Raw genomic sequence first — 15,513 nt, 5'->3', positions numbered from 1 at the left:
ATATTGTCGCACTTGTGCGTATAACATTGCTGTATAGTTATACGTGTGCCAGGTGAACATCTTTGGCTGCATAACACCCGCCCGTAATCGTTATGCAAGTACTTAGCGCGCTGCCATACAATATGGCCCTGTATCCTCACGCCCGAATGCTGTCACTGAATTATTGCTGCGAAGCGAGATGAGTTGTATTGTCTTCGCACAGGGGATTCTATGCAGTATCACTAAAAACAACAACAACGTATGAAACCATTGAAATCAATTTTTGCAAACCTGCCGACAGGCATACTCTATAGTGCAATAGTTCTTTCTGCCATGTATGGCTGTGGTACTTCACAGGCCACTCCTGGCGCAGAGAACCACGCTGCACCACTACCGGTACTTCAGTTGAGCAATGTACCTGCTACTACTTACCGGGAATACAATGCCGCCATCGAAGGGCGTGTAAACGTAGAAATCCGCGCGCAAGTGGATGGCATTCTGGAGAAAATATTCGTAGATGAAGGGGCTTATGTAAAAGCTGGTCAGCCGTTATTTAAAATAAATGACAGGCCGTATAATGAACAGCTTAGCAATGCCAGTGCCACTTTGCAGGCAGCCCAAGCTAACTTGGAAAAAGCGCAGGTGGAAGTAGATCGCATCTCCCCATTGGTAAAAAATAATGTAGTATCTGATGTGCAGTTGAAAACGGCACAGTCGAACTACGCTGCCGCCAAAGCCGCTGTGGCACAGGCGCAGGCAATGGTAGGTAATGCCCGTATTAACACTGGTTATACCCTCATTTCCGCTCCAGTAAGTGGTTATATTGGCAGGATTCCATATAAAACAGGCGCCCTTGTAGGCCGTGCGGAACCACAGCCACTCACAGTTCTATCTGATGTTTCTGAAGTATATGCTTACTTCTCTATGAGTGAGCCCGACTTCTTAAAATTCAAGAACAATACAGAAGGTGCTACCATTGCCGATAAAGTGAAACATCTGCCACAAGTAGACTTGCAACTGGCGGATAATTCCATCTATCCACAGAAAGGAAAAATTGAAACAATGGAAGGCCAGTTTGATAAAACCATGGGCGCCGTAAGTTTCAGGGCTTCTTTCCCGAATGCATCTGGACTATTGCGTAGCGGTAATACTGGTAAAATCAGGATCCCTGAACAGTTTGAACAGGCAGTACTGGTACCAACAGAAGCTACTTTCGAGATCCAGGATAAAGTAATGGTGTTCCTAGTGGCCGACAGTAATAAAGTAACAGGTGTGCCTATTACGGTGTCAGGCAAAAGCGGTAACTACTACTTCGTGGATAAAGGTGTGAAAGCTGGTCAACGTATCGTTTACACGGGTCTGGATCGCCTGCATGATGGAACAGTAGTGGCTCCGCAGATGATGTCGCTCGACAGTCTGCTGAAAGTTAAGCCGCTCTAATCAATAATATGTTATAACGGTAATGGATATCCGTGGTTATTTCTTCGTATAGTCATTACCGTAATTACATCATTTTCCGCCATCTGAATGGATGGCACTTAAATTCTATTGCAAAATGTTCAGAAAATTTATAGAACGGCCGGTATTAGCCACCGTTATATCTATCATACTGGTGTTACTGGGGCTGATTTCCATTTTTCAGTTGCCGATGACACAGTTCCCTGATATTGCGCCGCCTAGCGTAGTCGTGACTGCTTCCTATCCAGGAGCGAACGCAGAGGTGGTAGCTCGTTCAGTGGCAACGCCTATTGAGGAATCCGTTAATGGTGTGGAAAACATGACTTACATGACTTCCACCTCCAATAATGACGGTTCCATGAACCTCACTATTTACTTTAAACTAGGTACTGATCCTGATAAAGCAGCTGTAAACGTACAAAACCGTGTTGCGAAAGCTACTCCACTGCTGCCAGCAGAGGTAGTGCAGGCAGGTGTAAGTACGCAGAAGCAGCAGAATAGTATGATCATGGTGGTGAACCTGGTGAGTGATAAGGAAGAGTATAATGAAACCTTCCTCCAGAACTACGCCAAGATCAATATCGTTCCTGAGATGCAGCGTGTTACGGGTGTGGGGCAGGCCATGGTATTTGGTGCCAAGGATTACTCCATGCGTATATGGCTGAAACCAGAGCGCCTTGCCGCCTATAACATGGCGCCACAGGAAGTGCTAGGAGCTATCCGTGATCAGAACCTGGAAGCAGCTCCTGGTCGCTTCGGAGAAGGTAGTAAGGAGTCTTTTGAATATGTGATTAAATACAAAGGAAAGCTGAATAAAAACGAGCAGTATGAGGAGATCGTTCTGCGTGCGAATCCGGATGGTTCTGTGATCCGTCTGAAAGATGTGGCAAAAGTGGAGTTTGGCTCCTTCAGCTATGGCACAGATACCCGCGTGAATAATAAGTATGGTATCGGGATTGCCATCTACCAGACCGCTGGTTCAAATGCGAATGAGATTCAGGAGAATATCAACAAGCTGATGGCAAAAGCGAAGATTTCTTTCCCAACCGGTTTGGAAACTTTCAATATCTATAGCACAAAAGAATACCTGGATGAGTCTATCGATCAGGTGAAACATACGCTGATAGAGGCATTCATACTTGTATTTATTGTGGTGTTCATCTTCCTGCAGGATTTCCGTTCCACTTTGATTCCGGCTATTGCAGTGCCGGTAGCGATTATTGGTACGTTCTTCTTTATGCAGTTATTTGGATTCTCTATCAACCTGTTGACGCTGTTCGCCTTGATTCTGGCGATTGGTATCGTGGTGGATGACGCCATTGTAGTGGTGGAGGCCGTCCATGCGAAGATGGAAAAGGGGAAAGATCCGCGCTCGGCCACTATTACTTCCATGCAGGAGATCTCCGGAGCGATCATCTCCATTACATTGGTGATGTCGGCGGTGTTTGTGCCTGTAGGCTTTATGCAGGGACCTGTAGGGGTATTCTATCGTCAGTTTGCCTTTACGCTGGCTATCGCCATTTTGATTTCTGCATTGAACGCATTGACATTAAGCCCTGCGCTTTGTGCCCTGATTTTGAAAAACAATCACAGTGGTCATGATGCTCGTGAGAAAGCAGCGCCAAAAAGTTTCAGCAAACGTTTCTTCAGCGCTTTCAATACTGGTTTCACTGCCATGACCAACAAATATGGTCGCAGTTTACAATTCCTGATTAAGCACAAATGGATAACAGTAGCTGGTTTGGTGATTATCGGTGCAGTTACCGTCTTTATGATGCGTAAAACACCGACTGGATTTATTCCTACAGAGGACCAGGGCTTTGCGGTATATGCCGTGACCATGCCTCCAGGTTCTTCCCTGGAACGTACCCGTCAGGTGGTAGACAAAGTGGAGAAGATCATGAAGAACATGGAAGCTGCGCATATTTATCTCAGTATATCTGGCTTGAACATCATGACAAACTCTGCGAGCTCTTCTTCTGGCGTAGGTTTCGTGAAATTTAAACCATATAAGGAGCGTGGTAAGATAAAAGATATGAATGCCCTCATGGCAACAATGCAGCAGCAGTTGTTTGGTATTCCAGAGGCAAGTGTATTCGTGTTTAATTTCCCAACCGTACCAGGTTTCAGTAACATGGCCGGTTTCGAAATGATTCTGCAGGACCGCAGCAACGGTCAGTTGGATAAACTGGCTAATACTGCATATGGATTTATTGGTGAGCTGATGAAACGCAAGGAAATAGCGTTTGCCTTCACCACCTTCAATACAGGCCATCCACAATATGAAGTGGAAATAGACGACAAAAAAGCCAAACAACTGGGTATTTCTGTATCGGAAATTCTGCAGACACTCCAGGTATACTATGGTAGTATGTTTGCGTCCGACTTCAACCGATTTGGTAAATATTACCGGGTGATTGTGCAGGCAGACGCGGATCTTCGTAAAGAACCATCTTCACTGAATGGCGTGTATGTGAAGAACCAGAGCGGTCAGATGGTGCCTATCAATACAGTAGTATCACTGAAACGTGTATACGGACCTGAAACAGTTACCCGTAATAACCTCTTTAATGCCGTAACCATCAATGGTCAGACTAAACCTGGCTACAGTAGTGGTGATGCTATTAAAGCAGTACAGGAAGTGGCGGAAAAATACCTGCCAAGAGGCTATGCTTACGAATGGGTGGGTATGTCCAAAGAAGAGATCAGTGCTGGTAACCAGACCACCATCATCTTTGTGTTGTGTCTGATCTTCGTTTACTTCTTGTTGGCAGCGCAATACGAAAGTTATATCCTGCCATTGGCGGTGGTACTCTCTATTCCACTGGGTATTTTCGGGGTATTTGTCTTCATCAATATGTTTGGCATTGATAACAATATCTATGTACAGGTAGGTTTGATTATGTTGATGGGATTGTTGTCGAAGAATGCGATCCTGATTGTGGAATACGCCGTACAACGACGGAGAAGTGGCATGGGCCTGGTAGCCTCGGCTATACGAGCAGCCACGCTGCGTTTACGTCCTATCCTGATGACCTCCTTCGCATTTATTGCGGGATTGTTGCCGCTGATGACAGCAACAGGTTCCTCTGCGTTGGGTAACAGGTCTATTAGTACGGGTGCTGCCGGCGGTATGTTGACAGGGGTAGTATTAGGCGTATTTGTGGTTCCTGTGTTATACGTGATTTTCCAATATCTGCAAGAGAAAGTGGGCCGTAAGAAGCCAGTAGTAGTAGAGGAAGAAGAAGCAGAGCTGGTACATTAATCGACATTCATTGAAAGAATAGAAAAATGAAAAGAAGATATCATACAACTTATTTCATTGTGTTGTCTTTAGTTGTAGGGCTTGCAGCTTGTCGGGTTGGTCGTAATTATGAGCGACCCCCGATGGCGCTGCCCACTCAATTCAACAATGCTGCCCCATCGGACAGTAGTATTGCAGCGATGGAATGGAGAAAATTTTTTACAGACCCTACTTTACAGCAACTGATCGATAAAGCCATTACTGGCAACCTAGATTTGCAGTTGGCTGTTAAGCGTGCCGATGCGGCTCAGCAATACCTGAAACAGGCCAAATTAGCCTGGTTACCAGGATTTAATGGTCAGATAAGCGCAGGTACCACTTTCCCTAGTAAAAACAGTCTGAATGGCATGAATATGAGTCAATTTGGTATGGGCGACCATATCGAAGACTACAATGCCTCCATCAGTATGGCATGGGAGATTGATATTTGGGGTAAGATACGTCGGCAAAAAGAGGCAGCGTTGGCTACCTATCTGCAGTCCTATGAAGGGGCACATGCCGTGCAAACCTCCATTGTATCTGCAGTAGCCAATAGTTACTATAATCTCCTCATGCTGGACAACCAGTTGGAGATTGCTCGTAAGAACGTAGCCTTGAGTGATACCATTGTGCAAGTAATGCGTTTACAGAAAGCCGCAGGGGAAGTGACCGAACTGGCAATTCAGCAGGCCATCACCCAGCAGCAGGCAGCGCAATTGCTAGTGCCTCAGTTAGAGCAGGGGATTGCCATCCAGGAGAATGCCCTTCAAATCCTCACTGGTGAATTACCGGGACCGGTTACACGTACTGCGCGACTGCATGATTTTGTAGTAAGTGATAACCTGCCGACAGGTATTCCTGCAGAAATGGTGAGTCGCCGTCCGGATGTTCGCGCTAGCGAAATGGGATTGGTTGCCGCCAATGCGAAAGTAGGAGTGGCCCAGGCCAGCATGTATCCATCCTTAAACATCACCGCCAGCGGTGGACTGAATTCCTTCAAAGCGAGCAATTGGTTTAATATTCCGGCCTCTTTATTTGGATTGGCAGCAGGAAGCATTGCGCAGCCTATATTCCAGAAAAGAGCGCTAAAAACGCAATTGGAAGTGGCCCGTATAGCGAGAGAGGAAGCCGTGATACAGTTTAGGCAGTCGGCATTATATGCGATTGGAGAAGTAAGTGACGCCCTGGTAAAACTGGATAAGCTGAAAACCCGCCAGGAGCTTGCCGGTAAGCAGGTCGCCACCTCCCAATTAGCTATCCAGCAGGCGCAACTACTGTTCAAAAGTGGCATGGCCACCTATTTGGAGGTCATTACTGCTCAGGGCAGGTCGCTGGAATCAGAGCTAAACCAAGCAAACATTGATAGAGAACGCCTTTCCGCGATGGTAGATCTGTACAGGTCTCTCGGAGGTGGCTGGAAATAAAGATATAGAAAGTACGAGCCAGGTAAAGAGGGATGAATCAGCAATATCTATGAAACCATGGCCAACAGACAGGAATAATAAACGGCCTGGTTCGTACATTCTTCGTTAAACGTAAGCCAGGAGCGGAAGTAAAAGAAATTTTAAATTTATTTTGGAAATTTAAAATCGTTTTATACCTTTGCGCTCCACTGGAGAGTTGGCAGAGCGGTCGATTGCGGCAGTCTTGAAAACTGTTGACTGTAACAGGTCCCGGGGTTCGAATCCCTGACTCTCCGCAAAGAATAATATCTTACTGAACTGAAACGCGCAAATTTTAGGATTTGCGCGTTTTTTTATTTTGCCCCAATGACACTTGGTAAAAACTAAAAAACATAGGATCTTTCAGTTAGATTGTCTAAATTATTTGAGAATTATCAACTTGATATAATATCCTTCAATTAAACCACCGCATTAAAGTAGCGTACCATCTTAATTATGAATACAGCCGTACATAATAAACTTGTTTCCTTTATCTGGTCTATTGCAGATGATTGCCTTCGTGATGTATATGTAAGGGGTAAATATCGGGATGTAATCCTCCCGATGGTTGTTTTACGCCGCCTGGATGCTTTGTTAGAATACACAAAGGATGCAGTGATGGAAGAGTTGAGATTTCAACGGGAAGAAGCTGATCTTACAGAACTGGATGATAATGGCCTCTGTGCCGCCTCTGGTTATGTATTTTATAACATTAGCAATTGGACCTTACAGCGATTGTTTACGACAGCTACCAATAGTCAACAGATATTACAAGCGAATGTAGAGGACTATCTCAATGGTTTTAGTCAGAATGTAAAAGAAATTATAGAAAAATTTCATCTGAAGAGCCAAGTAAATCATATGGCCTCCAAGGATGTACTTTTGAGTGTACTAGAGAAGTTTACATCTCCCTATATTAATCTTACCCCTTTTGAAAAGGAAGATCCAGAAGGGCGGAAGCTTCCTCCACTAACTAACTTGGGCATGGGTTATGTGTTTGAAGAGCTTATTCGTAAATTCAATGAAGAGAATAATGAAGAAGCAGGAGAACACTTTACGCCGAGGGAAGTTATCGAGTTAATGACGCATTTAGTATTTGATCCTGTAAAGGATGATCTGCCTCCTGTAATTACAATTTATGATCCTGCCTGTGGTAGTGGTGGTATGTTGACAGAGTCACAGAACTTTATTAAGGATGAGGATGGTGCCATTCGTGCGACGAGTGATGTGCATTTATATGGTAAGGAAATTAATGATGAGACTTATGCGATCTGTAAGTCGGATATGATGATTAAAGGTAACAATCCGGCGAATATCCGTGTAGGTTCCACTTTATCCACAGATGAGTTTAAGGGTACGAATTTCAACTTTATGTTGAGTAATCCCCCATATGGTAAATCGTGGGCAAGTGATTTGAAAAATATCAAGAATGGTAAAGAATTAATTGATGACCGTTTTGAGGTGGTATTAAAAGACTATTGGGGAAATGAAGAGAAAGTGGATGCGACACCGCGTTCATCTGATGGGCAATTGCTGTTCCTGATGGAAATGGTTAGTAAAATGAAGCCACTAAGTCAAAGTCCTCAAGGTAGTCGAATTGCTTCTGTACATAACGGTAGTAGTTTATTTACTGGAGATGCAGGTGGTGGAGAAAGTAATATTCGTCGGTATATCATAGAAAATGATTGGTTAGAGGCCATTGTTCAAATGCCCAATAACCTTTTTTACAACACTGGTATTACAACTTACATATGGTTGTTGAGTAATAACAAGGCGGCGCATCGTAAAGGTAAAGTGCAATTGATAGATGCTGGTCTGATGTATCGGAAACTGCGTAAAAACCTAGGCGCCAAAAACTGTGAGTTTGCACCTGAAGATATCACAGAGATTTCTCGCGTGTATAGGAATATGGAGGTAGTAGAAAGGCGTATTAACTCAGATACACAGGAGGAAGAGGGTATTGCCTCCAAAGTATTTGATAACAGCGATCTTGGCTATTATAAAGTTACCATAGAGCGTCCTAAGCGATTAAAAGCACAATTTACTGAAGAGCGACTTGCTACTTTACGCTTTGAAAAAAGTATAAGAGAGCCAATGGAATGGGCATATGAGCAGTTCGGAGAGGAAGTTTATACAGATCTCAAAAAACATGAAAAGGCTATATTAGACTGGTGTGAGAAGCAGGAGCTCAACCTCAATGCCAAGCAGCGTAAAGCACTTTGTAGTGCTGAGACCTGGCAGAAACAGTTGGGCCTGTTGAAAACCGCTAAAAATTTGATGGGCATCATTGGAACTGAAGAGGTAAATGATTTTAATGTTTTTCGTGAGCAAGTAGATACAGTACTTAAAGCAGAAAAGATTAAACTATCTACCTCGGAGAAAAATGCCATTCTCAATGCAGTAAGTTGGTATGACGCCGATGCGGCAAAAGTGATTAAATCTATTACTAAGTATACTGCTGGTGAGTTACAAGATATGTTGGTTTATCTACATTGTAAAGAAGAGCAACTGGCCGATTTTGGGTATTACCCAACTGGAAATAAAAATGAATATCTGGAATATGAAACCGAGAGTGATCTTCGTGATTACGAAAATGTGCCGTTGAAAGAGAATATCTATTCGTATTTCTTACAGGAAGTACAGCCGCATGTATCGGAGGCATGGATAAATTTGGAGGCAACCAAAATTGGTTATGAAATTAGCTTTAATAAATATTTCTATCGACATAAACCATTGAGGAGTTTGGAGGAAGTGACAGAAGAGATACTACAGCTTGAAAGAGAAAGTGATGGCTTAATTCAGGAAATCTTAAACCTTGCATAATGGAAGAAATGGTAGAAACTGTGGGAATAGAGAAGTATTCGGCATATAAGGATTCGGGGGTGGAATGGATTGGGAAAATACCAGCACATTGGGACCTGGTGAGATTTAAGTTTACCAATAAGATATTTAATGGAGATAGTTTAAATGAAAAAGAGAAGTCTTATTACGAGAGGAATATTGAATCAGATATTCCTTATATCTCAACGAAGGATATTGACTTGAGTGACTCAACCATTAATTATAATAATGGTTTGAGGATACCGCATGAGGAGAAGAAATATAAAAAAGCTCCCGCGAATAGCTTTTTATTATGTATTGAAGGAGGAAGTGCTGGTAAGAAGGTTGGATATCTGAACCAAACAGTTTGCTTTGTTAATAAATTGGCCTGTTTTGTAACAGAAGCTAAATCAGATTCAAGATATTATTTTTATTTTGTTAAGTCAATTGTCTTTCAACATCAATTCAATTCGGCTATGATCGGACTTATTGGAGGAGTGTCAATCTCTGCTCTAAGAGATTTTAAAACAATCTTGCCTCCAATTGAAGAACAAAAAAGTATAGCTACTTTTCTTAATCAAAAAATTGCATTAATTGATAAAACTATTGCACAGAAGACTGAACAAATTAACTTACTCAAAGAAAGACAGCAAATTCTTATACACAAAACTGTTACACAGGGCCTAAATTCTGGTGTCAAGATGAAGGATAGTGGTGTAGAGTGGATTGGTGAGATTCCGGAACATTGGGAGGTAATGCCCTTAAGATTTTTGGGTAATACGCAGAATGGAATAAGTAAAGGTGGAGAATACTTTGGTTCAGGCTACCCATTTGTTAGTTATGGAGATGTGTATAATGGAATAGAGCTTCCAAGCGATGTGAATGGTTTGGCAAATTCAAGTTCTGATGATAGAAGATTGTATTCAGTAATTGAAGGGGATATATTTTTTACTAGAACATCTGAGACGATTGAAGAAATTGGCTTTGCATCAACATGTGTCAAAACGATTGAAAATGCGACTTTTTCGGGTTTTTTAATTCGTTTCAGACCATTTACGAACAAATTACATAAACTATATTCCAAATACTATTTTAGTAGCAGAACGCACAGACCTTTTTTTGTAAGGGAAATGAATCTTGTAATACGTGCTTCACTAAGCCAGGAGCTATTAAAACAATTAAAAGTATTATTACCTCCCTTGGCAGAACAAAAAGAAATAGCTGAATATTTAGAGCTCCATTCCAGGAATCATATTGCCCTAATATCCAAAAAACAACAAGAAATCACCAAACTAAAAGAATACAAATCCACCCTAATCAACGCCGCTGTTACCGGTAAAATAAAAGTTTGTTAATTATGCCTAGTGAAACCAATGAACAAGCCCTAGAATCCACGATTGAAAAAGGCCTTACTGGCTCTTGCCTGGAGGAGCTCCATGGTAAGGTAAAAGTAAATGATTCGCAATTCGACGAACGAGAAGCGGTCTATAGTGGAGGTAATGGATATCAAATAGGATTTCCTGCAGACTTTAATATCAAGTATGCAATTGATGAAGTGAAGTTCTGGGATTTCCTTGAATCCACACAGGAAGATGAATTGACCAAACTGAAAAAGCAAAGCGACTGGAAGTTGAAAATATTGGAACGACTAGATCGCATGATTAAGAAATATGGTATTCTTCGTTTGTTGCGAAAGGGGCTAGAGGTGGATGATGCCCATTTTACATTGTTTTTTGTACCTCCTGTTGCTAGTAGCAGCCAAAAGGTAAAAGATAATTTCGAAAAGAACCGATTCAGTGTCACTAGGCAACTTAGGTACTCCCTTGCTAATCCAGGGGAAGAAATTGATATGGTCATCTTCATTAATGGATTACCAATTGTGACGATGGAATTGAAGAATCCATGGACTGGACAAAATGCAAAGGTACATGGACAGGAGCAATATAAATTCAAAAGGGATGTTAATCAGCCGTTATTGAATTTTGGGCGCTGTATCGTGCATTTTACGCTGGATACAGACGAGGCATATATGACTACCAAATTGGATGGTGCAAATACTTTTTTCTTGCCATTTAATCTTGGGCACAATTTCGGAAAAGGAAATCCTCCAAACCCCTTCGGGCACAAAACAGCCTATATATGGCAGGAAGTGTTTACGAAGCTGTCACTTGCCAATATTATCCAGCATTTTGTTCGTTTTGATGGAAAAGATACAGACCCTTTAAGCAAGAAGAATTTATTCTTTCCTCGTTACCATCAATTGGATGTGGTTCGTAGATTGGTAGCAGATGCAGGAAGGAAAGGTGTTGGTCAATCTTATTTAATACAGCATTCGGCGGGATCCGGTAAATCAAACTCCATTACCTGGACGGCCTACCAATTGATTGAAATCTACCCTGAAAATGAGCAAGTGCCTGGAGCTAGAGGTATTTCTAATCCATTGTTTGATTCTGTAATCGTTGTTACGGACCGAAGATTATTAGATAAGCAACTTCGCGAGAATATCAAAGAGTTTTCAGAAGTTAAAAATATTGTAGCACCGGCATACACTTCAAAAGAGCTAAAATCAAGCTTGGAATCAGGGAAGCGTATCATAATAACCACCATTCAAAAATTTCCATTTATCCTTGATGGGATGGCTGATATGAGTGAGAAACGTTTTGCTGTAATTATTGATGAGGCGCATAGTTCTCAAAGTGGTACTGCTTCAGATAGTATGAATAAAGCAATGGGAGGCGGAAATGGTGCAGAAGAGGATGAGGAAGATCCACAGGACAAAATTCTGGCGGCTATGCAAGCCAGGAAGATGAGAGGGAATGCATCTTACTTTGCTTTTACTGCCACTCCCAAAAAAGAAACCCTGGAGAAATTTGGTCAAAAACAAGAAGATGGCAAATACAAACCTTTTCATCTTTATAGCATGAAACAAGCAATTGAGGAAGGGTTCATTTTAGATGTGCTGGCCAATTATACTACTTATCGGAGCTATTATGAAATAGAAAAGTCGATTGCCGAAAATCCGATGTTTGATAGCGTCAAGGCACAGAAAAAATTAAAAGCCTATGTGGAAGGGCACCGCCAAACTATTGCAGTAAAGGCTGAAATTATGTTAGATCATTTCCTTACACATGTTGTTAATACCAAGAAATTAAAAGGTAAAGCTAAGGGAATGGTGGTTTCGCAGCGAATTGAATCAGCCATTCATTATTATTTTGCGCTGAAGGCTTTGTTAAAAGAAAAAGGAAACCCTTTTAAAATTGCAATCGCATTCTCTGGTAAGAAAATAGTAGATGGAGTAGAGCATACGGAGGATAGTCTCAATGGTTTTCCCGAAAAGGACACTCGTGATAAATTTGCTGAAGATGCATATAGATTGCTAGTAGTGGCCAATAAATATCTCACTGGTTTTGATCAGCCGAAATTGACTGCGATGTACGTAGATAAGAAATTGCAAGGAGTACTTGCCGTGCAAGCTTTGTCAAGATTAAACAGAAGTGCGAATAAACTAGGTAAACGAACCGAAGACCTCTTTATACTTGATTTTTTCAATTCGACTGAAGATATAAAAGCAGCATTTGATCCCTTCTATACAGCAACCACGCTCAGTAAGGCAACTGATGTGAATGTGCTCCATGATTTAAAAGCTCACCTGGATGATGTAGGAGTGTACGAGTGGTTAGAAGTAGAACTGTTTAATGAGAAATACTTCAAAAAAGGGAATGAGCAATTGTTAAACCCTATTATTGATGTTCCTGCGGATCGCTTTAATAACCAACTAGACCTGGATGATCAACAGAAGGCGGATTTTAAAATTAAAGCCAAACAATTTGTAAAGATTTACGGGCAGATGGCTTCCATATTGCCTTATGAGGTAGTAAAGTGGGAAAAACTATTCTGGTTCTTAAAATTCCTGATTCCTAAGTTGATTATTACAGACCCTTCACTGGATAAGTTGGATGAGATATTGAATACGGTAGATTTATCTACCTATGGTCTGGAGCGTATCAAGTTAAATGAAAATATTGGTTTGGATGCAACAGAAACAGAGTTAGACCCTCAAAATTCAAATCCACGGGGCGCATTTGGAAATGATCATGATAAAGATCCATTAGATGTAATTATCCTTAACTTTAATCAAAGGTGGTTCCAAGGTTGGGAGGCAACACAGGAAGAGCAGCGGGTGAAGTTTGTTCACCTTGCTGAAAGCATTAAAGCTCACCCAGATTTTAAAAAGAATTATGCTGATAACCCAGATAAGCAGAATAGAAATCTTGCTTTCGATAAAATTTTTGGAGAAGTAATGCATAAACAGAAGAAATCTGAACTGGATCTATACCGACTGATTTCAAATGATGAAGCATTTAAATTGGCAATGCAAGATACCCTGAAACGAATACTCAATATATAATTCCCAATTACTGGTTTACAAGTAATTGTTGAGATAACTACAGAAAAACTCAACTTTTGGTCAGCTTAGGACTTGTAGCAAGCTGCATAACCAGTAGATTTTATTGTTTGATGTTTTTAACCTGAATATCATATCAGCTCGAAACTAATACATCTTATCAAATTTTTGAAAATATGATACTATATTCAAAACAAGGTAATCTATTGCAAATAGCTAAAGAGAATGCTTTTAAATTGGAAAAAGAAATCCAAACCCTATTTGAAGACAACTTGGCTATTATCATGGGTTTGCAATTGGTAAAAAGTGAATGTGTTATTAAAAATAAGCGTATTGATACGCTGGCATTTGATGCAGATGCCAATGCTTTCGCAATTATTGAGTATAAAAGAGATAAGAATCATAGTGTAGTAGATCAGGGTGTTTCATACCTTAATTTAATGCTTGACTATAAGGCTGATTTTATAATCGAGTACAATGAAAACTTGAAGAAAAGCTTAAAACGCGACGATGTTGATTGGAGCCAAACAAGGGTGATATTCGTATCTACATCATTTACGGATAATCAAAAACAAGCTACAAATTTCCGAGACTTAGCAATTGAGTTATGGGAGATTAAAAAGTATGATAATGGTGCTGTAATTATTAATAGCATAAAAAAATCAGCAGCGGCACCAAGCATTAAGCAAATAGCCACACAAAGTGAAGCTTTGCAACAGGTAACAAGGGAAATTAAGGTATATACAGAGGAAGATCATACAAATGGTAAATCTGATGAGGTTAAAGAACTATATGAATCATTTAAGAATGCCATCCTCAATTTATCGGATAATATAGAAGTGGTACCCAAGAAAACATATATTGCTTTTAAGATTAAAAGCAATATTGTAGATATTGAAATTCAGGCCAGCTCTCTTAAGCTTTGGATTAACCTCCGGAAAGGTCAATTAAATGATTCGCTAAACATCATGCGAGATGTCTCTGCCTTAAAAGGTCATAATGGTAATGGTGATTATGAAATAATTGTAAGGGATACTACTAAATTAGAATATATTATGAGCCTGATAAAACAAGCTATTTTATAAATAACTAGATGGATTTAGAATAAGGAAATCAAAATTTACATTTCCTAACCTGGGTAATATTTGTTAACTTCAGTTTAATCTTGATACACCAGATTGTTGCTTGTTAATCATGTTTGTAGCGTAAATCCTGAAAATCTTCAAAAGCACATATATGACAACCTTTAACCAGCAAGGACAGCACGTTAATACCCAATATAATGCAGGGGGAGATATCCACATAGGTAATATTCAAAATACAGCGGAACTGATAACACATTTGCAGCAATTGACTGCTGTATTGGAGCAGCTTACTGCTGAAAATAGGATAGATGCTACTGTTGGCGCCGATGCAAAAGAGGCACTTACCCATGCTGAACGAGAGGCTGGTTTGCCCACTGTACACAAAGCTACTTTGGTAACTTATCTTGTAAAAGCAAAAGAAATACTCACGGGTGTCACCGCGGCGGAAGGGTTAGTGCAAGGTATCACACATCTGATACGGGCAATAGGAGGGCTGTTTTTATGACCACTTTTCATCAACAGGATCAGAAGGTAAATACACAGATGAATGTCGGTAATATGATTTTTCATGTATATGCCACGCCTGATGTTACCTCCCTGGTTGAAAAAGCCATAAAAAGTGTGCAACAAAGCCGATATGCGGATGCCTTAAAATTGCTGGATACCATATTGCAAGCTGATGATTCCATTGCAGATGCTTTCTACTATCGCGCGCTGGCAAACCTGAATGGGAAGCGTCCTAAATTCGCTACCAAATCCATTGCGGATAGAATTGATCCCGATCTCGCTACTGCCATCACTCTAAATTCAACTCAGGCTCACTATTATTACTTGCGTGCATTGGTTAAACATGATTTCTATCTTGGTAATGGCTTCACTGCAGATATTGGGGACATCCAAAAGCTAATAAACCAAGCCGCTAGATGCCCAGTTGACAAACCGAAATGCAAAGAACTATTACAGCATACCAATGCGGCAAATTCTGAAGTGATTGCTATACTCCTTCAAAGACTATAATAACCTGTATATCGACCTTAAAAG

The 15,513-nt window shown here is 40.9% G+C and carries 9 protein-coding genes and 1 tRNA gene; all 10 read left to right on the top strand.

All coding sequences use genetic code 11. The features are described from left to right. The first annotated feature begins 240 nt into the window (after nucleotides 1–240). Nucleotides 241–1,419: an efflux RND transporter periplasmic adaptor subunit gene (locus tag JO154_RS07435; RefSeq protein ID WP_291943291.1), complete on the top strand. Its 1,179-nt coding sequence runs from the start codon at nucleotides 241–243 to the stop codon at nucleotides 1,417–1,419. Nucleotides 1,420–1,534: 115 nt separating this feature from the next. Continuing rightward, nucleotides 1,535–4,702: an efflux RND transporter permease subunit gene (locus tag JO154_RS07430; protein WP_291943289.1), complete on the top strand. Its 3,168-nt coding sequence runs from the start codon at nucleotides 1,535–1,537 to the stop codon at nucleotides 4,700–4,702. A gap of 26 nt (nucleotides 4,703–4,728) precedes the next feature. Further along, entirely contained in the window at nucleotides 4,729–6,144 is a 1,416-nt protein-coding gene (locus JO154_RS07425) for an efflux transporter outer membrane subunit (RefSeq protein ID WP_291943287.1), read from the top strand. A 190-nt stretch (nucleotides 6,145–6,334) separates the two neighbouring features. Further along, nucleotides 6,335–6,419: transfer RNA gene (locus JO154_RS07420), tRNA-Ser, on the top strand. Nucleotides 6,420–6,618: 199 nt separating this feature from the next. Beyond that, nucleotides 6,619–8,985 (top strand): class I SAM-dependent DNA methyltransferase, encoded by a 2,367-nt coding sequence (locus tag JO154_RS07415; RefSeq protein ID WP_291943286.1) that lies wholly within the window; start codon nucleotides 6,619–6,621, stop codon nucleotides 8,983–8,985. Continuing rightward, on the top strand, nucleotides 8,985–10,337 hold the full coding sequence (locus tag JO154_RS07410) for a restriction endonuclease subunit S (protein ID WP_291943285.1): 1,353 nt from the start codon (nucleotides 8,985–8,987) through the stop codon (nucleotides 10,335–10,337). Before JO154_RS07415 ends, JO154_RS07410 begins: the two co-directional genes overlap by 1 nt. 2 nt (nucleotides 10,338–10,339) lie before the next feature. Further along, nucleotides 10,340–13,390, top strand: a complete 3,051-nt coding sequence (locus tag JO154_RS07405) for a type I restriction endonuclease (protein WP_291943284.1) — start codon at nucleotides 10,340–10,342, stop codon at nucleotides 13,388–13,390. A 173-nt stretch (nucleotides 13,391–13,563) separates the two neighbouring features. Beyond that, nucleotides 13,564–14,472: a DUF5655 domain-containing protein gene (locus JO154_RS07400; RefSeq protein ID WP_291943282.1), complete on the top strand. Its 909-nt coding sequence runs from the start codon at nucleotides 13,564–13,566 to the stop codon at nucleotides 14,470–14,472. A 151-nt stretch (nucleotides 14,473–14,623) separates the two neighbouring features. Further along, on the top strand, nucleotides 14,624–14,977 hold the full coding sequence (locus JO154_RS07395; protein ID WP_291943279.1) for a hypothetical protein: 354 nt from the start codon (nucleotides 14,624–14,626) through the stop codon (nucleotides 14,975–14,977). Then, a complete protein-coding gene (locus JO154_RS07390; protein WP_291943277.1) occupies nucleotides 14,974–15,489 on the top strand; it encodes a hypothetical protein in 516 nt (171 codons plus the stop codon). Before JO154_RS07395 ends, JO154_RS07390 begins: the two co-directional genes overlap by 4 nt. The last annotated feature ends 24 nt before the right edge of the window (nucleotides 15,490–15,513 follow it).

It is taken from the genome of Chitinophaga sp. (assembly GCF_019236475.1).
GTDB lineage: Bacteria > Bacteroidota > Bacteroidia > Chitinophagales > Chitinophagaceae > Chitinophaga.
The sequence above is the reverse complement of the archived record's forward strand: the minus strand, read 5'-3'. Positions and strand labels throughout refer to the sequence as shown.

What these genes read in the sequence shown, in the direction of transcription:
- JO154_RS07425 (WP_291943287.1), top strand. Translation starts at nt 4,729, where the DNA reads ATGAAAAGAAGATATCATACAACTTATTTCATTGTGTTGTCTTTAGTT.
- JO154_RS07410 (WP_291943285.1), top strand. Translation starts at nt 8,985, where the DNA reads ATGGAAGAAATGGTAGAAACTGTGGGAATAGAGAAGTATTCGGCATAT.
- JO154_RS07400 (WP_291943282.1), top strand. Translation starts at nt 13,564, where the DNA reads ATGATACTATATTCAAAACAAGGTAATCTATTGCAAATAGCTAAAGAG.
- JO154_RS07430 (WP_291943289.1), top strand. Translation starts at nt 1,535, where the DNA reads ATGTTCAGAAAATTTATAGAACGGCCGGTATTAGCCACCGTTATATCT.
- JO154_RS07435 (WP_291943291.1), top strand. Translation starts at nt 241, where the DNA reads ATGAAACCATTGAAATCAATTTTTGCAAACCTGCCGACAGGCATACTC.
- JO154_RS07395 (WP_291943279.1), top strand. Translation starts at nt 14,624, where the DNA reads ATGACAACCTTTAACCAGCAAGGACAGCACGTTAATACCCAATATAAT.
- JO154_RS07390 (WP_291943277.1), top strand. Translation starts at nt 14,974, where the DNA reads ATGACCACTTTTCATCAACAGGATCAGAAGGTAAATACACAGATGAAT.
- JO154_RS07415 (WP_291943286.1), top strand. Translation starts at nt 6,619, where the DNA reads ATGAATACAGCCGTACATAATAAACTTGTTTCCTTTATCTGGTCTATT.
- JO154_RS07405 (WP_291943284.1), top strand. Translation starts at nt 10,340, where the DNA reads ATGCCTAGTGAAACCAATGAACAAGCCCTAGAATCCACGATTGAAAAA.